Origin of the sequence: Bradyrhizobium sp. HKCCYLRH1030, assembly GCF_051168395.1 — a bacterium.
In the GTDB taxonomy this organism is placed as follows: Bacteria; Pseudomonadota; Alphaproteobacteria; order Rhizobiales; family Xanthobacteraceae; genus Bradyrhizobium.
Genome location: NZ_JBNPUY010000004.1, coordinates 378,728 through 399,519 on the forward strand (window position 1 = coordinate 378,728; position 20,792 = coordinate 399,519).

The 20,792-nt window shown below is 66.3% G+C and carries 20 protein-coding genes and 1 pseudogene; 10 read left to right on the forward strand and 11 right to left on the reverse strand.

Features of this window, described 5'->3' with window-relative positions; translation table 11 throughout:
* Positions 1–2: 2 nt before the first annotated feature.
* Positions 3–758, forward strand: coding sequence for a GntR family transcriptional regulator (locus tag ACQR1E_RS14870; protein ID WP_315718241.1), 756 nt, complete (start codon positions 3–5; stop codon positions 756–758).
* A gap of 10 nt (positions 759–768) precedes the next feature.
* Complete coding sequence (locus ACQR1E_RS14875; protein WP_315718243.1) at positions 769–1,749, forward strand: PDR/VanB family oxidoreductase; 981 nt, start codon at positions 769–771, stop codon at positions 1,747–1,749.
* 12 nt (positions 1,750–1,761) lie between these two features.
* Here the strand turns inward: ACQR1E_RS14875 and ACQR1E_RS14880 are convergent, their stop codons facing one another.
* Together ACQR1E_RS14880 and ACQR1E_RS14885 are read right to left on the reverse strand one after the other, a co-directional pair.
* Positions 1,762–2,412 carry a hypothetical protein gene (locus tag ACQR1E_RS14880; protein ID WP_434897220.1) on the reverse strand — a complete coding sequence of 217 codons (651 nt, stop codon included), beginning with the start codon at positions 2,410–2,412 and terminating at the stop codon, positions 1,762–1,764.
* Between the two features lie 139 nt (positions 2,413–2,551).
* Complete coding sequence (locus tag ACQR1E_RS14885) at positions 2,552–3,586, reverse strand: cobalamin-independent methionine synthase II family protein (protein ID WP_316167729.1); 1,035 nt, start codon at positions 3,584–3,586, stop codon at positions 2,552–2,554.
* 148 nt (positions 3,587–3,734) lie between these two features.
* Between ACQR1E_RS14885 and ACQR1E_RS14890 the strand changes: the two genes are divergently transcribed.
* The 3 genes from ACQR1E_RS14890 (at position 3,735) to hemC (ending at position 7,629) form a co-directional block, all read left to right on the forward strand.
* Positions 3,735–4,913, forward strand: coding sequence for an acetate/propionate family kinase (locus tag ACQR1E_RS14890; RefSeq protein ID WP_315750353.1), 1,179 nt, complete (start codon positions 3,735–3,737; stop codon positions 4,911–4,913).
* A gap of 97 nt (positions 4,914–5,010) precedes the next feature.
* Positions 5,011–6,636, forward strand: a complete 1,626-nt coding sequence (locus tag ACQR1E_RS14895; protein ID WP_434897221.1) for a GMC family oxidoreductase — start codon at positions 5,011–5,013, stop codon at positions 6,634–6,636.
* 15 nt (positions 6,637–6,651) lie between these two features.
* A complete protein-coding gene (gene hemC / locus ACQR1E_RS14900; RefSeq protein WP_315750355.1) occupies positions 6,652–7,629 on the forward strand; it encodes a hydroxymethylbilane synthase in 978 nt (325 codons plus the stop codon).
* Positions 7,630–7,633: 4 nt separating this feature from the next.
* On the opposite strand, the gene hemE is transcribed toward hemC, so the two are convergent.
* Complete coding sequence (hemE, locus tag ACQR1E_RS14905; protein WP_409998625.1) at positions 7,634–8,665, reverse strand: uroporphyrinogen decarboxylase; 1,032 nt, start codon at positions 8,663–8,665, stop codon at positions 7,634–7,636.
* Positions 8,666–8,862: 197 nt separating this feature from the next.
* Here hemE and ACQR1E_RS14910 point away from each other — a divergent pair, with 197 nt between their 5' ends.
* Complete coding sequence (locus ACQR1E_RS14910) at positions 8,863–9,099, forward strand: hypothetical protein (protein ID WP_316187212.1); 237 nt, start codon at positions 8,863–8,865, stop codon at positions 9,097–9,099.
* A gap of 170 nt (positions 9,100–9,269) precedes the next feature.
* Entirely contained in the window at positions 9,270–11,180 is a 1,911-nt protein-coding gene (locus ACQR1E_RS14915) for a diguanylate cyclase (protein WP_315718251.1), read from the forward strand.
* Between the two features lie 13 nt (positions 11,181–11,193).
* On the opposite strand, the gene ACQR1E_RS14920 is transcribed toward ACQR1E_RS14915, so the two are convergent.
* The gene (locus tag ACQR1E_RS14920) at positions 11,194–11,421 is read right to left on the reverse strand and encodes a SlyX family protein (RefSeq protein ID WP_434897222.1); all 228 of its coding nucleotides are present in this window, start codon (positions 11,419–11,421) and stop codon (positions 11,194–11,196) included.
* Positions 11,408–12,187: a rhodanese-related sulfurtransferase gene (locus ACQR1E_RS14925; RefSeq protein ID WP_434897223.1), complete on the reverse strand. Its 780-nt coding sequence runs from the start codon at positions 12,185–12,187 to the stop codon at positions 11,408–11,410. The genes ACQR1E_RS14920 and ACQR1E_RS14925 overlap by 14 nt, the downstream gene beginning before the upstream one ends.
* A 132-nt stretch (positions 12,188–12,319) precedes the next feature.
* Here ACQR1E_RS14925 and ggt point away from each other — a divergent pair, with 132 nt between their 5' ends.
* On the forward strand, positions 12,320–13,906 hold the full coding sequence (ggt, locus tag ACQR1E_RS14930) for a gamma-glutamyltransferase (protein ID WP_315718254.1): 1,587 nt from the start codon (positions 12,320–12,322) through the stop codon (positions 13,904–13,906).
* A gap of 909 nt (positions 13,907–14,815) precedes the next feature.
* On the forward strand, positions 14,816–15,253 hold the full coding sequence (locus tag ACQR1E_RS14935; RefSeq protein ID WP_315738722.1) for an FKBP-type peptidyl-prolyl cis-trans isomerase: 438 nt from the start codon (positions 14,816–14,818) through the stop codon (positions 15,251–15,253).
* A 263-nt stretch (positions 15,254–15,516) separates the two neighbouring features.
* Here ACQR1E_RS14935 and ACQR1E_RS14940 read toward each other — a convergent pair whose 3' ends face one another.
* Positions 15,517–15,732 (reverse strand): CsbD family protein, encoded by a 216-nt coding sequence (locus ACQR1E_RS14940; RefSeq protein WP_315750360.1) that lies wholly within the window; start codon positions 15,730–15,732, stop codon positions 15,517–15,519.
* A gap of 148 nt (positions 15,733–15,880) precedes the next feature.
* Between ACQR1E_RS14940 and ACQR1E_RS14945 the strand changes: the two genes are divergently transcribed.
* Positions 15,881–16,399, forward strand: a complete 519-nt coding sequence (locus tag ACQR1E_RS14945) for a cupin domain-containing protein (protein ID WP_434897224.1) — start codon at positions 15,881–15,883, stop codon at positions 16,397–16,399.
* 173 nt (positions 16,400–16,572) lie between these two features.
* Here the strand turns inward: ACQR1E_RS14945 and ACQR1E_RS14950 are convergent.
* The 5 genes and pseudogenes from ACQR1E_RS14950 to ACQR1E_RS14970 all read right to left on the reverse strand — a co-directional run.
* Positions 16,573–16,674: pseudogene (locus tag ACQR1E_RS14950) on the reverse strand (GTP-binding protein); the annotation flags it as partial.
* Between the two features lie 434 nt (positions 16,675–17,108).
* Positions 17,109–18,338 (reverse strand): TadE/TadG family type IV pilus assembly protein, encoded by a 1,230-nt coding sequence (locus ACQR1E_RS14955; RefSeq protein WP_315827018.1) that lies wholly within the window; start codon positions 18,336–18,338, stop codon positions 17,109–17,111.
* Positions 18,339–18,623: 285 nt separating this feature from the next.
* Positions 18,624–18,782, reverse strand: coding sequence for a hypothetical protein (locus tag ACQR1E_RS14960; RefSeq protein WP_315750456.1), 159 nt, complete (start codon positions 18,780–18,782; stop codon positions 18,624–18,626).
* Between the two features lie 23 nt (positions 18,783–18,805).
* Positions 18,806–19,972 (reverse strand): hypothetical protein, encoded by a 1,167-nt coding sequence (locus tag ACQR1E_RS14965; RefSeq protein WP_434897225.1) that lies wholly within the window; start codon positions 19,970–19,972, stop codon positions 18,806–18,808.
* On the reverse strand, positions 19,969–20,670 hold the full coding sequence (locus ACQR1E_RS14970) for a FecR family protein (protein ID WP_434897226.1): 702 nt from the start codon (positions 20,668–20,670) through the stop codon (positions 19,969–19,971). Before ACQR1E_RS14970 ends, ACQR1E_RS14965 begins: the two co-directional genes overlap by 4 nt.
* Positions 20,671–20,792: the final 122 nt, after the last annotated feature.

The window sequence follows — 20,792 nt, forward strand, 5'->3', positions numbered from 1 at the left end:
GAATGGCCGAGCGTGACAGCGAGCGTTCGATCTCGCAGACCGTACGTGCGCAGCTCACCTTGCGCGACCTGATCCTCACCGGCGGCTTGCGCCCCGGCGAGCGCATCTCCGAGCTGCAGGCGGTGGAGGCCGCCGGCGTGTCGCGCACACCGGTGCGCATGGCGCTGGTGCGGCTCGAGGAGGAGGGGCTGCTGGAGGCCATTCCGTCCGGCGGCTTCATGGTGAAATCGTTCTCCGAGCGCGACGTGCTCGACTCCATCGAGGTGCGCGGCACGATGGAAGGACTGGCGGCGCGGCTCGCCGCCGAGCGCGGCGTGTCCGTGCGCGACACCGAGCCGATGCGCGAGTGCCTCGCCCAGATCGACGAGCTGATCGCGCCGGCCGAGCTCTCGTTCGACGCGTTCTCGGCTTATGTGGCGCTGAACGCGCGCTTTCATGCCCTGCTGGCCGAACTGTCGCGCAGCCCGCCGGTGATCCGCCAGGTCGACCGCGCCAGCGCGCTGCCGTTCGCCTCGCCGAGCGGCTTCGTGATGGCGCAATCGGCGCTGCCGGAGGCGCGTCACATCCTGGTGGTCGCGCAGGAGCATCACCGCATCGTCATCGATGCGATCGAGAACCGCGAGGGCGCCCGCGCCGAGAGCATCATGCGCGAGCATGCCCGGCTGGCGGCCCGCAACCTGCGGCTCGCCGTGAAGGCGCGTGGTCCGATGGACCTGGTGCCCGCGGCGGTGCTGATCAAGACGCAGATCAACGGCTGAGGAGGCGATCATGCGTTTCCAGGACAATTGGTCGCCTGCGACCCTGGTCTCGACACGCGACCTTGCGCCGGGCATCCGCGAATTCATCCTGCGGCCCGACGGCTACGTCTGCGCGCCCTATCCGGTCGGCAGCCACATCAAGGTCGGCGTCCTCGCCGCCGGCCAGCCCGATGTCCGCTCCTATTCGCTGGTCGGCGAGGCGGACCCGCGTGGCTACCGGATCGCCGTGCGCTTCGCCGAGGATTCCCGCGGCGGGTCGCGCTATCTGTGGTCGCTGCAGCCCGGCGCCCGGCTGGATGTGGCGAGCCCGACCTCGCTGCTGCAGGTCGATTGGCAGCGTCCGCATTATTGTCTGGTCGCCGGCGGCATCGGCATCACGCCGCTGGTCGGAGCAGCGCACGCGCTGCTGCGCAAGACGCCGAACGTCTCGCTGCACTATGCGGTGCGATCGCGCGGTGATGCGGCCTATGTCGATGAGCTCGCGGCGCTGCTCGGCGACCGTCTCACGGTGTATGCCGCGGACCAGTCGCAGCGGCTTGACCTGTCCGATCTTTTTTCGAGTCTGCCGTCCGGAGCAGCCGTGCTGTTCTGCGGACCGATGCGGATGCTGGATGCCGCGCGCAGCGCGTGGGCGGCGTGCGGCCGCGTGCCGGCCGATCTCAGCTATGAAACGTTCGGATCGAGCGGCCGGCTGTCGACCGAGCCGTTCAAGGTCCGGCTGCGCGACAGCGGCGAGGAGATCGTTGTGCCGCGCGACCGCTCGATGCTCGACGTGCTGAATGCCGCCGGCCACGAGGTCATGGCGGATTGCCGGCGCGGCGAGTGCGGCGTCTGCGCGGTCGACGTGGTCGAAGTCGAGGGCGAGATCGATCATCGCGACGTGTTCTTCAGCGCCGAGCAGAAGCACGACAGCCGCAAGCTCTGCGCCTGCGTTTCCCGCGCCCACGGCGTGGTCACGATCGACACGCTGGAACGGGCCGACGCGCTGTGAGTGCGCCGCCGGCTACTTGTCGGCGAGCAGGTTGACCGACATCGCCGACGGCGGCTTGCCTGAGGACTTCCGGCCGCTCTGCTGCGCTGCGACGGCGGCGCGTGCGGCCTTCAGACGTGCATCGGTCTCCTTGTCGGCCAACAGCGCGTCGGTGAGGTTCGCTTCGGCGGTGTACGCCGCCTCGGCCGCGGCCTTGGCCGCCGCGATGTTGGCTGCGGTGGGATTGGCCTTCGCCAGCGCCTCCGCCGCGTCGCGGTCGGAAATGGCCTTCTCGTTGGCCGCCAGCGCGGCATCGAGATTGGCGTCGGCGACCGTCTCGGCAGCATCGGCAGCCGCCAACGTCGCCGCGGCGGGACTGAGCGGCGGCCGGGGGCGCAATGGTTTCGCTACCGCCTGCGGCTTGACGGCCTGAGCCTGGGGCGGGAGCGCGGGCCGAGAGGATGGTGGCAGTGCCGTTGGCTGCTGGATGGGAGGCGGCTGGAGCGATGGCATGGTCGGTACGAGCCCGATCGGCACCATCCGCGCAAACGAACTGCGCGCGTCGCGCATCAGGCCGCCCATGATGTCGTCGAGCGGGTCGGCCATCGCGGTCCCGCTCGCCGCTGCGCCAGCAAGCATGCCGATCGCGGCGGCGACGTTCCTCGACGTGATGCAGACGGCCATCGGAGCCTCCCTCGCGACGAAATCGGGCCAGCCGACCCCCGGCGCTCACCGCCTGCCTTATTCCGGAAATGGGTTTGCAGGGTGGCGCCATCGTGGAGCGGTCGCGCCTGACATGCGCCGCATCTGCCACATTGGGCTTTCAGGCGAGCTCCTCGCGCACCCGCGCCGCCGCCGCGCACATCGCCTTCAATTTCCCGAAAGCGGTCGCACGCGGCAGATATTTCATGCCACAGTCCGGCGCCACGACCAGCCGCTCCGGTGCCACCACTTTGAGGCCGTTGCGGATGCGCTCGGCGACGACCGCGACCGGATCGACTTCGGGATTGCCGAGATCGAGGACGCCTAGCACGATGGTCTTGGTCGAGAGATCCCTGAGAACGCCGAGGTCGAGCCGCGGCTGCGCCGCCTCGATAGCGATCTGCGCGGCGTGGCAATCGGCAAGCTCGGCCAGGAACGCATATCCGCTCGGCTTGCTGGAGCCCGGCACGATGGCGGCATAACCGAAGCAGACGTGAACGATGGTGGGCACCGTAATATGATCCAGAGCCCGGTTGATCGCCTTGACGGCATAGCGCCGCGCCGCCTGCGGATTGTTGCGGACCCAGGGCTCGTCGAGCTGGATGACGTCGGCGCCGGCGCGTTGCAGGTCGCGGGCCTCGGCATTGACGACCTCGGCGAAAGCCATGGCGAGTGCCTCGTCGTCGCCGTAGAAATCGTCCTGGGCCTGCTGGCTCAATGTGAACGGCCCGGGCAGCGTGATCTTGGCGGCACGCTTGGTGTTATGGCGGAGGAACTCCATGTCGCGCAGCTCGACCGGGTGCGTCCGCGTGATCGGACCGGCGACGCGCGGCACTGGCGTCTTGATCCCGGACGGCGAGATGATGATGGCGGGATTGTCGGCATCGACGCCGTCGAGCGCGGTCGCGAACCGGTTGGAGTAGCTTTCGCGCCGGATCTCGCCATCCGATACGATGTCGATCCCCGCCTGTTCCATGTCGTGGATCGCGACGATGGTCGCATCGTCCTGAGCGTCGTCGAGCAGCGGCCGGGGAATGCGCCACATGCCCTGCATGCGAATGCGGGGAACGGACTTCGAGAGCATTGCGCGATCAACCAGCCAATCCGGCTGCGGGTAGCTTCCGACCACGGTGGTCGGCAGGAGATGTCGAGGCATATTCACGCAGTGGCCCTCCCGCGGGTCCGACGGTCATCTCGGCGCCAGAATACAACCTAGCGTTTTGTTCGTCTTCGGATCGTCATGGAAATAATTCGCATTTTCTGCAGTTTATCAGTTCATCCTTCGTCACGAGGCGGCATCACCGATGCAACACATCCTGATCCTCAACTCCGGCTCATCCTCGATCAAGTTCGCCTTGTTCGAGGAAGATGCCGACCTTGTGGAGACCGTGTATGGCCAGATCGAAGGGCTTGGCAGTGCCGCGCCGCATCTCGAAGCGAAGCTGAGGGGCGCTCCGCTGGCCGATGAACGCCTCAATGCAGCGAGCGCCACCGATCACGAGGCGGCTCTCGGCGTCGTGCTCGAGGTACTGCAGCGCGCCATCGGGCGCACCGAAGTCGACGCCGTCGGTCATCGCGTCGTCCATGGCGGGCTCGCTTTCAAGCAGCCGATCGTCGTCAATGACGATGTTCTGAATGACCTGCAGAAGCTCATTCCGCTCGCGCCGTTGCACCAGCCTCACAATCTCTCCGGTATCCGCGCCGCCCATCGCGCCTTTCCTGGCGCCGTGCAGGTCGCATGTTTCGACACGGCGTTCCATCGTTCGCACCCCTGGGTCAATGATACCTATGCCTTGCCGCGTGAGTTCTACGACCAAGGCATCCGCCGCTACGGCTTTCACGGCCTATCCTATGAATACGTCGTTTCGCGATTGAAGGAGATCGCTCCGCTCGACGAGAAGGGCCGGGTGGTCGTGATGCATCTCGGCAACGGCGCCTCGATGTGTGCGATCCGGGATGGGCAGAGCATCGGTTCGTCGATGGGCTTCACGGCACTCGACGGCCTGCCGATGGGCACGCGCTGCGGTCAGCTCGACCCTGGCGTCGTTCTCTATCTGCTTCAGGAGAAGCGCATGACGGCTGAGGCGGTCACCGATCTCCTCTACAATCATTCGGGCCTGAAGGGATTGTCGGGATTATCGCAGGACATGCGCGAATTGGAGGCCGCCGGCACGCCGGAGGCGCGGCAGGCGATCGACTACTTCGTCGACCGCATCAGGCGCGAACTCGGCGCCATGACCGCGGTCCTCTCGGGCATCGACGCGGTCGTGTTCTGCGGCGGTATCGGCGAGCACGCATGGCACATTCGCCAGCGCGTCTGCCAAGGCTTCGAATGGCTCGGGATCGCGCTGGACGAGGACCGCAATCGTGCGAACCATTCCTTGATATCTTCGGATCGATCGCGGGTGCGCGTGCGCGTGGTCCACACCAATGAGGAAATGATGATCGCGCGGCACGCCGCGCGCCTGCTGAGGCCGCAATGACTGAGATGGCCGACCAGACCTGCTGATTTGCCGCTTGCATGTCCTTGCTTTTTGGTATCATCGAGGATGAAAGAACAACAAGGCCGGTGGGGAAGCGATGGAAGGCAGCGTGGTGTTGCGTGAGGCGGACATCGAGTTCGACTACGTCGTGGTCGGTGCCGGCTCGGCCGGCTGCGTTCTCGCCAACAGGCTCAGCAGCGACGGCAAGCACACGGTGCTGCTGCTCGAGGCGGGTCCAAAGGACACCAACATCTGGATCCACGTCCCGCTCGGCTACGGCAAGCTATTCAAGGAAAAGACCGTCAACTGGATGTACCAGACCGAGCCGGAGCCCGGACTCGACGGCCGCTCCGTGTTCCAGCCGCGCGGCAAGGTGCTCGGTGGCTCCAGCTCGATCAACGGCCTGCTCTACGTGCGCGGCCAGCACGAGGATTACGACCGCTGGCGCCAGCGCGGCAATGTCGGCTGGGGCTATGACGACGTGCTGCCCTATTTCAAGCGGGCGGAAAATCAGTCCCGCGGCGCCAATGACTACCACGGCGTCGACGGCCCGCTGCCGGTGTCCGACTGGCGGCACGAGGACCCCTTGTCTGAAGCCTTCGTGAAAGCGGCGGTCGAGGCCGGGTTGCCCTTCAATGGCGACTTCAATGGTGCGAGCCAGGAGGGGGCGGGGTTCTTCCAGACGACGACCCGTCGCGGCCGCCGCGCCAGCAGCGCGGCCTCCTACCTGCGGCCGGCGCTCGGCCGCAGCAACCTCCACGTCGAGACCGACGCGCTGGCCCAGCGGATTTTGTTCGAGGGGCGCCGGGCCCGCGGCGTCACGTTCAGCCAGCGCGGCCGAATGCGGACGGCCCGCGCTCGCAAAGAGATCCTGGTGTCGAGCGGTGCCTATAACTCGCCGCAACTGCTGCAGTTGTCCGGGGTCGGTCCGGCCGAGCTGCTGAAGCAGCACGGCCTCGACGTGGTTCTCGATGCGCCCGGTGTCGGGAGTGACCTGCAGGACCATCTGCAGGTCCGCATCGTGATGCGCTGCAGCCAGCGCATCACGCTCAACGACATCGTCAACAACCCCGTGCGCAAGGTGCTGGCCGGCGCACGCTATGCGGCCTTCCGCAACGGTCCGCTGACGATCGCGGCGGGTACGGCCGGCGCGTTCTTCAAGACCGATCCGCGGCTTGCGAGCCCTGACATCCAGATCCACTTCATCCCGTTCTCGACCGACAAGATGGGCGAAAAGCTGCACACCTTCTCCGGCTTCACCGCCTCGGTCTGCCAGCTCAGGCCCGAAAGCCGCGGTTCGCTGCGGATCAGGAGCGCGGATCCGACGGTGCCGCCGGAAATCCGCATCAATTATCTCGCCAGTGAAACCGACCGGCGGGCCAACATCGAGGGCCTCCGGATCCTGCGGAAAATCCTGGCGGCACCGGCGCTGAAGCCGTATGTCTCGGATGAAGCCTATCCCGGGTCCAAGATCGTGAGCGATGACGACATCCTGGCCTACTGCCGGCAGACCGGCAGCACGATCTACCATCCGACCTCGACCTGCCGGATGGGGACCGATGCTGCCGCCGTGGTCGATCAACGCCTGCGGGTGCGCGGCGTCGACGGCCTGCGCGTGGTCGATGCCTCGATCATGCCGGATCTGGTTTCGGGCAACACCAACGCGCCGGTCATCATGATCGCGGAGAAGGCCTCCGACATGATCTTGCAGGACGCGCGCTGACGCAGGAATGAGTTCGTGACACGTTTCCGGATCGGCACCCGCAAGAGCACGATGGCCTTGGCGCAGACGGAGGAGATCGCCCGTCGGCTGCAGGCGGCGATTCCGTCGCTCGACATCGAGATCGTCAAGTTCGAGACGACGGGCGATTCCGACCAGACCAGCAAGCTGCTCACCCACGGCGGCAAGGGTGGCGCGTTCGTGGCCGAGATCCGCCGTGCCATGCTGGACGGCCGGCTGCATGCAGCGATGCACTCGCTGAAGGACATGCCGGGCAATGAGGAGACGCCCGGTCTGGTGGTTGCCGCGCTGCTGTCGCGCGATCCGCCGGGCGACGTGCTGGTGCTGCGGCGCGGGCTGTCGCTGGACCAATTCCGCAACGATGGCGGCCGGGGCTTCAAGATCGGCACCAATGCCGTGCGCCGGGCCGCCTATGCGCGGCGGCTGTTTCCGCACGCCGAGCTGATCCATTTCCGCGGCGCGGCCGACACCCGCATCCGCAAGCTCGACAATGGCGAGCTGCAGCGGCTGCCGGATGGCGGCGCCGTGGGACCGGCCGATGCGCTGATCATGGCGCGCTCCGGGCTGGAGCGGGTCGGTCTTTCTGATCGCGCCTCGTACGACTTCCCGGTCGCCGACATGCTGCCGGCGGTCGGGCAGGGCATCGTCGCCGTCGAGTGCCCTGCCTCCGATTGGGAGACGCGGCGCATCCTGGCGACGATCGACGATGCAGCGGCGCGGACCTGCGCCGACGCCGAGCGCGAGGTGCTGTGGGTGCTCAACGGCCACTGCAACTCGCCGATCGCAGGATTTTCGACCATCGACGGCGAACAGCTGACGCTGACCGCCTCGGTGCTCGACGAGGACGGCGGCCGCTTCATTGAAGCACAGCGCTCGGCGCCGGCGGATCGTCCGCGCGAGCTCGGCCGGGCGGTCGGGCTCGAGCTGCTCGCCAACGGCGCGGCCGAGCTGATCGAGCGCAGCCGGCCGCGCTAGCAAGTCATCCCTTGTAGGCGCGCACCCGCGCCAGCATCTGCTCCACATGGGCGATCGGCGTCTCCGGCAGGATGCCGTGGCCGAGGTTGAAGATGTGCCGTCCACCGGAATAGCTCGCCAGCACGTCATCGACCGCCTGGTCGAGCGCCGCGCCCCCAGTGAGCAGCGCCAGCGGATCGAGATTGCCCTGCACCGCGACCTTGCTCTGCACCCGCTCGCGCACGAGGCCCGGCTCCGCCGTCCAGTCGATGCTGACGGCATCGATTCCGGTCTCGGCGACGTAGCCCGGCAGCAATGCACCGGCGCCGCGCGGAAAGCCGATGATCTTCGCATCCGGCCGCGCCTTGCGCACGCCCTCGACGATGCGTCGCGTCGGCGCGACGGACCAGCGCGCGAACTCGCGCGGCGACAGCACCCCGGCCCAGGTGTCGAAGATCTGCAGCGCGTCGGCTCCGGCCTCCAGCTGCTTCAAGAGATAGCCGATCGAGCTGTCGACCAGCGCGTCGATGATCGCGCCGAACGCCTCGGGATGGCGATAGGCCAGCAGCCGCGCCGGTGCCTGGTCGGGCGTGCCTTGGCCCGCGACCATGTAGGTCGCGACCGTCCACGGGGCGCCGCAAAAGCCGATCAGGGCAGTGCTCGGTGGCAGCTCGGCCCGCACCCGGCGCAGCGCCTCGAACACCGCTTGCAGCTTCGACAAATCTGCCTTCGCCGACAGCGTCGCGATCTTCTCCGGCGTATCGAGCGGGTCGAGCCGCGGGCCCTCGCCGACCTCGAAGCGGACGCTGCGGCCGAGCGCATGCGGGATCACCAGAATGTCGGAAAAGATGATTGCCGCATCGAAGCCGAAGCGCCGGATCGGCTGCAGCGTGACTTCGGCTGCGAGCTCAGGATTGAAGCAGAGGTCGAGAAAGCCGCCGGCCTTGGCGCGGACCTCGCGGTACTCCGGCAAATAGCGGCCGGCCTGCCGCATCATCCAGACCGGAGGCACGCTCTGGCGCCGACCGGCCAGCACGTCGATGAAAGGCTTGTTCACGGCAGTCTCACTCACGCTCGGGCTCCGCAACCTTCGGGAACAGTTTACCGTCCGTGATACATGCCCACGCGGTTCCAGCCAAGGTCATATCGGCTCGGGAATCGCCGGAGATGCGATCGTCCCCACAGTTGCGGGACGTCACATCGAGGGGAACACGTCCGCCGCCCCTGCGTTGTCGTTCCACAGGGAGATTCATCATGGCTGAGAAATTCAATCCCGCGCCGCACGACAAGCACGCGGTCGATCCGCGCGAAGCTGCGCGTCTCGACCGTGCGACTGCAACGCAGCTCGACAAGGGACTGATGGACACGTTTCCGGCATCGGATCCGGTGAGCCTACAGCAGCCCTCGACGACCCGCGTGAAGGGCGATGACATTGACCTGGACCATTCGCCATCGCTTTGGGAAAAGGTGCGATCGGTGTTCGTTCGCTGAACTAACAGGCTGAATGCCCGCCTCGAGCGTGGCGCCGCCGTTGTTTGTCCGTAGTAGTACGGGAGCGGCCGTAGTCTTACGGGTCGGTGCGGACGCCTTCGGACCAATCGCATTTCAGAGTTAAATAAGATGTCCATGGGACTCTCGCGGCGTCCGGAGAGTCCCGCGGAATGGACATTGGTGCGACCAGAGTTGATCGAAGCCGCCTGCCGATGTGGGCGGCTGGCGTGCTCGCGCTCGTGTCGGTCACGATTCTCGCTTACAGCGTCTGGGGCGAATGGACTTCCCGACAGGCGGAGGTGCGCAATGCCGAAACCGATCTCGGCAACCTCGCTCACTCGCTCACCCAGCACGTCGAGGATACCTTCGAGCTTGCGGATTCGCTGTTGCGCGGCGTCGTCGCCGCGCTCGAGACCGATGACGGCAAGCCCGGTGCGATCGCCCGACTGCAGACGATTCTGAAGACGAGGAAGGCCAATCTCGGCCGCATCCGGGGCATCTTCGCCTATGGCGAAAACGGCGACTGGCTTGCCACCACCGAGGACGTCACGCTCACCAACTACAACAATGCCGATCGCGACTACTTCGCACACCACAGGATTTCGGCCGATCGCTCGCTGCTGATCGGTCGTCCGGTGCAGAGCAGGGCCGGCGGTCAATGGGTCATCACCCTGTCGCGGCGCTGGAATCACGCGGATGGCCGGTTCGGCGGCGTCGTGCTGGCAACCATCGACGTTGCCTATTTTGCTCAGTTCTACCGTCAGTTTGCCGTCGGTCGTCAGGGCACGATCAGCCTGATGAGCCGTGACGGAGCCGTCCTCGCCGACAATGCGGAACCGGACCCGCAGACGCTTGGGCGCCCCATACCTGAAGCGATACCCTATCATCCGGCGTCGGGGCCGTTGCATTTCCGGCGGCTCGGCGAACCGTCCGAACGCATCGGGTTCTATCAGCACGCGCAGCGCTATCCGTTCCTCATTCTCGTGACGCGCACCGAGGCGGAGGTCCTGGCGGAATGGACGCGTGACGCGCTGGTCCGGCTGACGGTGCTGGTCTGTCTGGTTGCGCTGGTCATCGCGATCGGCATCTTCCTCGCGAAGCAGTTGCTGCAGCGGCAGCAGCTCGCCGCGGCGCTGGCGGCAAAGGAGGAGAACTTCAGGTTGCTCGCCGAAGGCTCCAGCGACATCGTGACGCGGATCGAGCTGGACGACTGCATCGGCTACGTTTCGCCGTCGACCATGCGCGTGCTGGGCTGGCACCCGTCGCAGCTCCTGGGCAAGCGCGCGCTGTCCGGTGTGCATCCGCTCGATCGCCCGCAACTGCAGGAGATCCTCGATCAGCTCAGGAGGGGCGCCGTCGACGAGGCGCGCGCCACCTATCGCATGCGTCGCCGCGACAAATCTGAGATCTGGGTCGAGACCACGATCCGCGCCACCCGTCAGCCGGATGGCGCGCTCGACGGCTTCGTCGCCGTCACCCGCGACGTGACGCAGCAGAAGACGCTGCAGGGCCGGCTCGAGACGCTGGCCATCGAGGACGGCCTCACCGGGCTCGCCAACCGCCGCCGGTTCGACGAGCGGCTGCTGGAGGAGTGGGGCAGGGCCTACCGCGACAAGACTTCGCTGGCGCTGCTGATGATCGACATCGACCACTTCAAGGCCTTCAACGACGCCTATGGCCACCCGGCCGGCGACGAATGCCTGCACACCGTGGCCGGCATTCTGGCCGACGAGGCGCAGCGCAGCTCGGATCTGGCGGCCCGCTACGGCGGCGAGGAGTTCGCCGTCCTGCTGCCGAACACCGATGCCGGGGGCTGCGCCAGGCTCGGCGAGCGGATCAGGCGGGCACTGCACGAGGCCCGCATCGTCCACGATCACAACCCGGTGGGCATCGTCACCGCCAGCATCGGCGGCGCGGTGTGCCGGCCGGGCTTCGAGCGCTCCGCCGGCCCGGCCTCGCTGATCGAGGCGGCCGACCGCGCGCTCTATGCCGCCAAGGACGCCGGCCGCGACCGTCTGATCATGGCCGGCGAGGTGATCGATCTGCCCGCCGGCAAGGCGCCGGCGACCGTCCCGGCCTGAGATCGCCGCCCGCTCAGTAGTGCGGCGGAGGCTCATTGCGCGGCCCCTCGGCGTTGCCTTGCGCGTCCTCAGGCCGCTCGACCAGCAGGGCGATCCGCCGCTTCAGCGCGTCGATCTCGCGCCACTGCGCAGTGATGGTCTGGTTCAGCGTCTCGATCGTGTCGTCCTGGAAGGTGAGGCGCATCTCCAGCGTGTCGATCCGCTCGCCGAGCTCCGCGTTGGATGGCTCAGAACTGCTCATCGCGTGCGCCCTCCGGAACGGCCTTGATGGTGGCCTTGCTGTGCTCCCGCAGCCCGTGACCGAGCGCCACCCGGTCGTCGAACACGAAACAGCCGCCGCGCCAGCGGCTCTCGGATTCCGGGATCTCCTCGAGATACTTCAGGATGCCCCCCTTGAGGTGGTAGACCTCGGAAAAGCCGCGCGCCAGCAGCAGCGCGCTCGCCTTCTCGCAGCGGATGCCGCCGGTGCAGAACATCGCGATCCGCTTGTGCTTGGCAGGATCGAGTGCGCGTTCTGCAAAATCCTTGAACTGCCCGAAGCTCTGCAGGCCTGGATCGACCGCGCCTTCGAACGTCCCCATCGCCACCTCGAACGCATTCCGGGTGTCGAGCACGACGGTATCCGGCGCGGCGATCAGCGCGTTCCAATCGGCGGGATTGACATAGGTCCCGACCTGCCGGGTCGGATCGGCGGCGGGATCGCCGAGCGTCACGATCTCCCGCTTCAGCCGCACCTTGAGGCGCCGGAACGGCATGGCCGTGGCGCGCGAGTATTTCAGCTCCAGATTGTCCAGCCGGCCGGCGAACAGCGTTCCGTCGCGAAACGCGCCTACCAGGGCGGCAATTGCCGGCTCGGTCCCCGCCACGGTGCCGTTGATGCCCTCCTCGGCCAGCAGGACGCTGCCCCTGATGCCGCGCTCGGCGCAAAAGGCGTGGAGCGGCGCGCGCAGGTCGCGAAAATCCGGCAGGGTGACGAACTGATAGAAGGCGGCGACGGCGAGGGGCATGCGGCCGTTTACCAGCAGAGCTGACCATAGAAAAGCTGGTATCCCCGGGCATTGCCGAGCCTGGAAGGAATGTGCGATGTAGCCGGCCAGCACTGGTATTCCAACCACCACACGATCACGCAGCGAGCAACGATGAGAAGCTTCCACTTCCCAGGCAGGTCGACGGTCCACGCCCAGAACGGAATGATCGCGACATCGCACCCGCAGGCGGCGCTGGCCGGGATCGAGGTGCTGCGGGCCGGGGGCACCGCGGCCGACGCCGCGGTGGCAGCCTGCGCCCTGCTCGGCGTGATCGAGCCGCAATCGACCGGCATCGGCGGCGACTGCTTCGCCTTGGTACAGCCCAGGGGCGAAAGCCGGATCATGGCCTATAACGGCTCGGGTCGGGCGCCCGCCGCCGCGACCGTGGACTGGTACCTCGAGCGCAAGATCCATTCGGTCCCCCTGACCTCGGCCCATGCGGTGTCCGTCCCCGGCGCGATCGATGCCTGGGACCGCATCCTGCGCGACCACGGCCGGCTCGGGCTCGACCGGCTGCTGCAGCCCGCGATCCGCGCCGCGGAGGACGGCTATGTGGTGGCGCCGCGTGTCGCGTTCGACTGGAACAACCAGTTCGAGAAGCTCAAGAACGGCACCAACACCGCGCGCTACTTTCTGCCGCATGGCAAGGCGGCAGCGGTCGGTGACGTGATCCGCCAGCCGGAGCTGGCGCAGACCCTGCGCGTCATCGCCAAGGAGGGGGCGAAGGGCTTCTACACCGGTGCCGTCGCCGAGGACATGGTGCAGACCCTGCGCGGCATCGGCGGCCTGCACACCTTGGAGGATTTCGCCAACCACCAGACCGAGGTGACCTCGCCGATCGGCACCACCTACAAGGATTACGACGTCTGGCAGTGCCCGCCCAACGGTCCGGGCATCACCATGCTGGTGATGCTCAACATCCTCTCGCGCTTCGACCTCACGCGCATCGATCCGCTCAGCGTCGAGCGCTTCCACCTCGAGGCCGAGGCCGCCCGTATCGCCTACATGATGCGCGAGCAGCACATCGGCGATCCCGCGCACATGACGACCGAGGTCGCGAGCATCCTCGCCAAGGAGTTCGCCGACGAGTACATCTCGCAGATCAGCCTCGACAAGCTGCTCGACCTGCCGAACGTCGCGCCGCCGATGAATCCGGAGACCGTCTACATCACGGTCGTCGACCGCGACCGCAACGTCTGCTCCTTCATCAACTCGATCGCGCATTCGTTCGGCTCGGCGATCGTCTCCAACGAGACCGGCGTGCTTCTGCAGAACCGCGCCGGCGGCTTCCGCATCCAGCCGGGCCATCCGAACTGCATCGGCCCGGGCAAGCGTCCGCTGCACACGATCATTCCGGCGCTCGCCACCAAGGCGGGCCGCGCCCAGATGTCGTTCGGCGTCATGGGCGGCCAGTATCAGCCGGTCGGCCAGACCCACGTTCTGACCAACATCCTCGACTACGGCTGCGACGTGCAGGAAGCGATCGATATGGCCAGGGGTCTGCATTACGAGGGCGTCTATCAGCTCGAGGACGGCGTGCCGGCCGAGGTGGTCGAGGGCTTGCAGAAGATCGGCCACAAGACCACCAAGGTGGTGTCGCCGCTCGGCGGCGGTCAGGCGATCTGGATCGACTGGGACAAGGGCACGCTCACCGGCGGCTCCGACCCGCGCAAGGACGGCTGCGCGCTGGGGTATTGAGGCGGCGCCATTCGTCATCGCGAGCGCAGCGACGCGATCCAGAGCCGTGGTTGTCACTCTGGATTGCTTCGTCGCTTCGCTCCTCGCAATGACGATGGTGGCTACGCAAGCTGCATCCACACACACCACTGTCGTCCCGGCCTTGCGCCGGGACCCATGACCCCAGGCAGTGGTTTGAGGCAGGCCAGCCGTTAGTTCTTCGCACGTCACGTCCGCCGCGGCGTATGGGTCCGGATCGGCGCCGCGACACGCGGCGCGCGTCACGGCTTGTCCGGGACGACGGCGGTGGACGGGGGCGGATACACGGCTCAAACAACGATCGACACATGGTCTCGTTCTCGCGGCACGGACGCCCGAGGTCTGCGATCAGTTCGTCCCTCTCGAAAGGCAGAGGGCGCAGGGAATGCCGGGTGAAGGCCTCACCCATGGCCCGCCTGCGAAAAAAATGCAGGCGGCAGGTACCACAGGCAAAGCCGATTCAACCGGCATTCCCTGCGCGACGGTCTTCACGCTTATACGCAGTCTCCCTGGTGCGCCGGGCTTGTTGGCCACCATTGCGACAATGCGCTTGCGCGCACTGCGCGTGATACCAGCATCGGGGTATCAGGACGCTGCGACTTCACGTCCGCGAGCTGCCGTTCGTCCGCGCATCCGAAAATGCGCTGCGGCTTGATCGCGGCCATCGCTCCCCGCCTCGCGTGTCGTGACGATCGCGCGCAACGCCCCTCCGCAATGAGGCGGGATGCGCGGAGATAATCATGATTTCCGATTATTGGCAAGAGGATTATTTTTTTCGGAAATCGATGCCGGGCTGGTCAGCCGCTCCCGCATGAGCTAAACCGCGGCTCCCGTGAACGAGCAGAGGCGGTCTGGAGCATGCGGCGTCCGATGAACAGAAGAGTTGCGATGATGGCGGCGGCATCGGCCGCGGCCGGTGTCTTGCTGGGCTCCCGCGCGGTCTCGGCACAGACCAGTTCCGCCAAACCCACAGGAAAGACCATGACCACTCCCTCCGGACTGCAGATCATCGACACCAAGGAAGGCACCGGCGCCACGCCGACGCGCGGTCAGACCTGCGTGATGCATTATACGGGCTGGCTCTATGAGAACGGCCAGAAGGGCAAGAAATTCGACTCGTCGGTGGATCGCAACGAGCCGTTCGAATTCCCGATCGGCATGAAGCGCGTGATCGCCGGCTGGGACGAGGGCGTCGCCACCATGAAGGTCGGCGGCAAGCGTACCCTGATCATTCCGCCCGAGCTCGGCTACGGCGCCCGCGGTGCCGGCGGCGTGATCCCGCCGAACGCGACGCTGATGTTCGACGTCGAACTGCTCGGTGTGAAGTAGAGACGCTGCCTTCGCCCGCTCTCATCACGAGCTGAGTTGATGCAAAGGCTCTCACCGCCGTCATTGCGAGGAGCCGCAGGCGACGAAGCAATCCAGTGTCCGGTCGGGACTCTGGATCGCGTCGCTTCGCTTGCGATGACGGACGTAAGCATGAGCTATTTCTCGGACGTGATATAAAACGAAAGGATCGGCCCACGAGGAGCCGATCCTTTTAGTTTCTATTGAGCTTCATCGCGCTACCTCAGCGGTCGCGCCGATCCTGCTCAGAGGTTCTTGTTGGCGGCGCCGGCGGCAGTGTTCACCGCGTCCTTGGTCGCCTGCTTGGCATCGCCCAGCGCCTGCTGGCCCTTGCCCTTGATCTCCTGCACGGCACCCTCGCCCTGCAGGCGCTCGGAGCCGGTGGCTTCGCCGATGCCCTGCTTGGCCTTGCCGATGGTCTCGTTGGCGACGCCCTTGATCTTGTCGGTGGTGGCACCCATGATTTCGTCCTCCGTTGTTCGTGTGAACTCCACCGACCCAACGCATGCAATGCAGAAAGGTTCGCGCGGAACTGCGAATAGCTTCGCTGCGGCATTTCGGCTAAGAACGGTTGGTTCCCTCGAACCGACGAAATCCCGAGAAGAAATCATGTCAGGCTCTCACGATCACGCGCACGGCCATGCCCACGATCACGGCGACGAGCGCTGGAAGCACGACGGCGTCCGCGTCATTCCGGGCAATCAGCTCGATTCCAACGTGCCGTCGACGCCGGGCATGGACCGCAAGGCGGCGATCAACTTCGCGCGCGTCGGAGCGCAGAAATTGTGGGCGGGCACGGTCACGATCAGGCCTGACGCCAAGACCGGGGCGCATCATCACGGTCATCTCGAGAGCTTGATCTACGTCGTGAAAGGCAAGGCGCGGATGCGCTGGGGCGATCGGCTGCAGTTCACCGCGGAGGCCGGTCCCGGCGATTTCATCTTCGTGCCGCCCTATGTGCCGCACCAGGAGATCAATGCGAGCCCGGACGAAGTGCTCGAATGCGTGCTGGTGCGCAGCGACGGCGAGGCGGTCGCGATCAACATCGACATCGAGCCGGTCGAGAAGCCCGAGACGGTGCTGTGGATCGACCCGGTGCACCGCGATCCTGCCGAATCGAAGTCGTAGCCATCAAGGAAATGGCGGAGCCGTCTCGCGACGGCTCCGCCGGGCAGGGAGCGGCTATACCGCCTTCCCTCTCACACGCGAAGCAGGGGCGACTGTCGCGCGTGTGTCTCGCTGGTCGTTGCACCCGAGCCGTTGTTCGGATGAATGCTGATCAGGCCGCCTCGTTGGCGCGGCGCCAGCTTCCGAGCCTGGCGGTTGTTCAGGATGTGGCTGACCAAAGTGGTCTTCCCAGCCCCGAGGAAGCCGGACAAGACCGTGACGGGGAGTTTGCGCATCGAGATCGAACAGCCTCTTCAGGGGAAAGGGTCGGTGCCGGCGGGCGGGCATGCGGCCTCTTTATGCAATGTTATAACGTAACATCATCTGAAACGGGAGAGGGTGTCAAGGGGAGAGAGTGGCGACGAAGGCGTGAGTGGGCGGGCTCGCGGCCGCTTGGGGAGTCGGCAGAGGCGGCGGCCGAGACGCAGGGCTCGAGCGGCTCTGGTGAGCTGGTGAAGCCCTTGCAGTGCTGAAACGACGCTGCAGCCGCCAGCGACACCGCGTTCCCTCTGCCGTGAAGAACGCGGAGAGGGAAGCAGTATCGGTGGCGGGATGCAGCTCCGTTTCATCTCCTAAAAGAGGAGCTGATATCTTTTCGTGTAGCCGGGTCGTCAGTCCCTGCGACAAGCTACTGAAACAGCACTCACGAGAATTGGCTCAGCTATGGCACCTACCTCGACAGGAACGCCGTGCCGGCCGGACCACTGGCCGCCGACATCGACAGTGCGCCGGGCGCGATCGCCCAGTTGGTCTGGTTCAGGATCAGCGTGTTGAACACCATCGTGACGCTGTTGCTGCTCATGGTCGAGACCGAGTTGATGGTGACGTTGCGGCTCGGCAGATACATCAGGCCGGTGTAGGACGAGCTGCTGGTGCCGTTGATCGGCAGGTTCGTCGTCGACAGGCCGCTCGGCTCGTACATCAGGATATTGGCGTAGGTGCCGCTGGTCGGCGCCGACAGCGTCGCATTGACGTTGCCGTTGAAGGTGAGCGTCGCGTTCTGGTCGACGAGGTAGAAGGTGACGCCGCTGCCGGTGACCGTCCACCCCGAGTTGAAGGTCATCGCGCCGCCCTTGATGATGTAGAGGCCCGGATTGAGCGTCAGCGTGCCGGAGCCGTTGAAATTGGTCGCGCCGCAATAGACGCCGGGATTGAGGGTGACCGAGCCGGGATCATAGACTTTGTTGTTGGTGGTGCACGCGCCCACCGTGACGGCGGGCAGCTTGCCGGCAAATGGGTCGGAGATCGCCGCGCAGCCAGTCTCGGCCGGCGGAGTGACGCCGCCGTTCTTGGTGATGTTGGTGCCCTTGATGCAGATGCGCTTGACGTTGAGCGTGGCGTTGAACATCGCGGCCGGGCTCTGCGTCGACAGCACGTGGATCTCGCAGCTCGGCGCATTGAGCTGGGCCCCGGAATTCACCAGCAATGATTGCGCGTTGATGGTGCTGACCAGCAGGATGCAGACGGGCGACGTGGTCTGCGCGCCGGCCTTGGCCGTTGCGGACGCCGTCACGCCGAGCGACGTCGTGCCCATCACGTTGAGGAACGAGGTCTTCACCGAGGTCGTCGCAGTGCCCGACAGCGAGCCGTCGCTGTTGGGCGTGAAGGTCGCCGTTGTGCCGGTGCCGAACCGGCCTCTGAAGCTGCCCGAGAACACCGCGCTCGCGGTCGACACCTGCTGCGCGCTCGCCTGGGTCACGCCGGCGAGGACCGCGGCGTCGACCGACTTCTGCAACTGCGCCCTGGTGTCGCTCGACTTGGCGAAATCGACCGCGGCGCCGACCGACACCAGGATCGGGATGATGGTGATGGCGAAGATCATGCTGATCTGGCCGTCCTTCGCGCGGCCAAATCTCCATGCCAGATCGCGAAGAGTCTTCGACGAAATCGATGCGGTCATGTGCGACGCTTCCTGCTGATGGCTGTCCGAGGCTCGATGCCGGCGGATGCGAGCCCCTGCTGCAAAGGAAGTGGCGGTCAGACGTTACCGCATGCTGAATCCGGTTCCGTAAAGGAAACCGGCAGCGGAGTAGCGGAAGCGGAAGGTTATCAGGCCGTTTGCCGGATCATCGACAGGTGCCCGTTCGCACCACTCATTGGTAGCAGTCGCGCGAATTGCCTGTATTTGGCGGTGACGGCTTGTGAGTTGCAAGCGGTCGGATTGCGCCCGCCGGTGGATGTCGCGCTAACGAGGCGAACGCCAGATCCGGGGCGAGAGAACGCGGCTGCACACCAATGCGTAGAGCGCGGTCACCAGGATGACGGTGAGATTGACCATGACCGCGTTGAGCGCGCTCGGCAGCCCGACTCGCAGGATGTCGGCGAACAGCCGGCCCTGGTGCACCCGCCAGGGGCCAGCGCCAGCCGCTAATAATGGACGCGCAGGCCGATGCCGCCGTGGATGGTGTTGCCGACCGGCTGCGGGCCGAGCGTGCCGTTGACGAACAGATCGGCGATCCAGCCCTGCGGCAGGCGGAAGCCGAGCCGGCCGCCATATTCGAACCAGCCCTGGCTGCCCATGGTCGGCGTCACCGTGCCGTTGCCGGTGACGGTGGCGACGATGCCGGAGCTGGTCGCGAACGACTGGACGTAGCCGCCATTGATGTTGGCCTCGATGCTCGTGCCGAACAGGTGGGTCCACTGGCCGCCGACCTTGACCAGGCTGGTGCGGTCGGTGCCGCCGGCGATCGTCGCATCGAACGGGTTGAAGGCCACCGCGGGATCGCGATAGCCGGCGACGTGCTGCCACAACTGCCACAGCTCGACCGACGCCGCGAGCTCGTCGCGCGGCGAGAGCCGGCTGATCCAGCCGGCGCGGCCGTAGACCGCGTAGTTCGATGCCGTGGTGGTGCCGTCCACGGTGACGTTACCGAGGCTCGTTGCATAGCTCCGGCCGTAGCGCACGCGCTCATAGGGCGTCAGGATCGTGCCGACGTCGAAGAACGGCCGCGACGAGCCCCAGTCGACGAAGTCGTAGCGCAGTGCGAAGGCGCCGATCGGCGCCGACGTCACGTGGTAGCCGTTCTCGTCGTAGTGCGTGTAGGCGAGGCCCGCGAGCAGCGCCAGATTGTTTGTGAGCTGCTTGCGGCCATGGATGCCGGCCGAGAACGAGCCGGCCGAGCCGAATGCGCTAATGCAGTCGTTGCAGTTGACCTGCTCGTTGACGCCGAGCAGCACCAGCCCGAGCACGCGGTTGGTGATCATCTGGTTGAAGCGCTGGTCGGCGAGGCCGTTGATCGCGTTCGCGCTGTTTCCCGCGCCGGTGGGCGACGGCGACGGGGTCGGCGAGATCGAGGGAGAGGGCGTCGGTGTCGGACTTGAGGTCGATGTCGGCGTGGCCGACGGCGTCGGCGTCGCGGTGGGCGAGGAGGTCGGCGACGGCGACGGGCTGGGGCACGGCGCCGCCGCGAAATTGTCCACCCCGCAACTGCTCTGCGCGGCGGCCGGCGCGGCTTGCAGCGCAAGCGCGAGCAGCCCGCCGGCGATGGCGGTCATCAGGAGAGCAAGCTGACCGCGGTGCGTTCTCATCGTCATCGCCCGCACAGGATGCCGGTGAAGTCCTGCGGCGGCGTATTGCTGGCGAGATCGGTGACCGTGCAAAGGCCGGATGTCGACGCGCAGGTCGCGGCAAAACTCCAGGACGGATTGCTGGTCTTCTTGATCGCGCTTCGGCCGTTGCCGGTCGCGGTGATGATCGCGGTGTCGCCCGGCTGCGTCAGCTCGAGGCATTGGAAGGTGAGGGTGCAGACCCGCGAAGCGCCTTCCTGCAGCACGACCATGGTCTGGCCGCGCTGCGAGCGGATGTCGAGGATGGTGCCGCGCACGCCGATGGTCGCGAGCGGCGTGTTGATCTTGTAGGCGGTTTTCTCGGAATGGCCGGTGACGAAGCGGAACGCGCCGGTGCCGAGCCGGATCGCGATATCGCGATAGCTGGTCTCGTCGTTGAAGACGGTGCGGTCGAGCGTCAGGGTGGCGTTGGCGCCGAGCGAGAGATTGGTGCTGTCGATCATGACGAGCCGCGCGGCGCTGTCATTGCCGGTGCGCACCGTCTCGTTGCGCACGACGCCGTCGCCGACATTGATCGGACTGCTCGACGCGCCTGCCACGCGCAGCACGTCCTTCTGCACCAGCACGGCCTCGCCGATGCGGCCGTCGGCGCTTGCCCCGCCCGCCAAGCCCAGCAGGGCGGCGGCCGAGATTGCAGCGACACAGGCTCGGCGACGCTGATTCATATCCACACCGAAGATTGTTCCTTGCCCAATCTAGCCGAAGACGGCGCGCGGGGTTGTTGTAAAATAGGCACAAGTTTGCCTCTATGACCGTTCGGTGGTTAGTTGCCGCCACCGTGAGATCA

Bases quoted from the DNA above. Each gene is read 5' to 3' on its own strand.
- ACQR1E_RS14870 (WP_315718241.1), top strand. From the start codon at position 3: ATGGCCGAGCGTGACAGCGAGCGTTCGATCTCGCAGACCGTACGTGCG.
- ACQR1E_RS14875 (WP_315718243.1), top strand. From the start codon at position 769: ATGCGTTTCCAGGACAATTGGTCGCCTGCGACCCTGGTCTCGACACGC.
- ACQR1E_RS14880 (WP_434897220.1), bottom strand. From the start codon at position 2,412: ATGGCCGTCTGCATCACGTCGAGGAACGTCGCCGCCGCGATCGGCATG.
- ACQR1E_RS14885 (WP_316167729.1), bottom strand. From the start codon at position 3,586: ATGCCTCGACATCTCCTGCCGACCACCGTGGTCGGAAGCTACCCGCAG.
- ACQR1E_RS14890 (WP_315750353.1), top strand. From the start codon at position 3,735: ATGCAACACATCCTGATCCTCAACTCCGGCTCATCCTCGATCAAGTTC.
- ACQR1E_RS14895 (WP_434897221.1), top strand. From the start codon at position 5,011: ATGGAAGGCAGCGTGGTGTTGCGTGAGGCGGACATCGAGTTCGACTAC.
- ACQR1E_RS14910 (WP_316187212.1), top strand. From the start codon at position 8,863: ATGGCTGAGAAATTCAATCCCGCGCCGCACGACAAGCACGCGGTCGAT.
- ACQR1E_RS14915 (WP_315718251.1), top strand. From the start codon at position 9,270: ATGGACATTGGTGCGACCAGAGTTGATCGAAGCCGCCTGCCGATGTGG.
- ACQR1E_RS14920 (WP_434897222.1), bottom strand. From the start codon at position 11,421: ATGAGCAGTTCTGAGCCATCCAACGCGGAGCTCGGCGAGCGGATCGAC.
- ACQR1E_RS14925 (WP_434897223.1), bottom strand. From the start codon at position 12,187: ATGCCCCTCGCCGTCGCCGCCTTCTATCAGTTCGTCACCCTGCCGGAT.
- ggt (WP_315718254.1), top strand. From the start codon at position 12,320: ATGAGAAGCTTCCACTTCCCAGGCAGGTCGACGGTCCACGCCCAGAAC.
- ACQR1E_RS14935 (WP_315738722.1), top strand. From the start codon at position 14,816: ATGGCGGCGGCATCGGCCGCGGCCGGTGTCTTGCTGGGCTCCCGCGCG.
- ACQR1E_RS14940 (WP_315750360.1), bottom strand. From the start codon at position 15,732: ATGGGTGCCACCACCGACAAGATCAAGGGCGTCGCCAACGAGACCATC.
- ACQR1E_RS14945 (WP_434897224.1), top strand. From the start codon at position 15,881: ATGTCAGGCTCTCACGATCACGCGCACGGCCATGCCCACGATCACGGC.
- ACQR1E_RS14955 (WP_315827018.1), bottom strand. From the start codon at position 18,338: ATGACCGCATCGATTTCGTCGAAGACTCTTCGCGATCTGGCATGGAGA.
- ACQR1E_RS14965 (WP_434897225.1), bottom strand. From the start codon at position 19,972: ATGACGATGAGAACGCACCGCGGTCAGCTTGCTCTCCTGATGACCGCC.
- ACQR1E_RS14970 (WP_434897226.1), bottom strand. From the start codon at position 20,670: ATGAATCAGCGTCGCCGAGCCTGTGTCGCTGCAATCTCGGCCGCCGCC.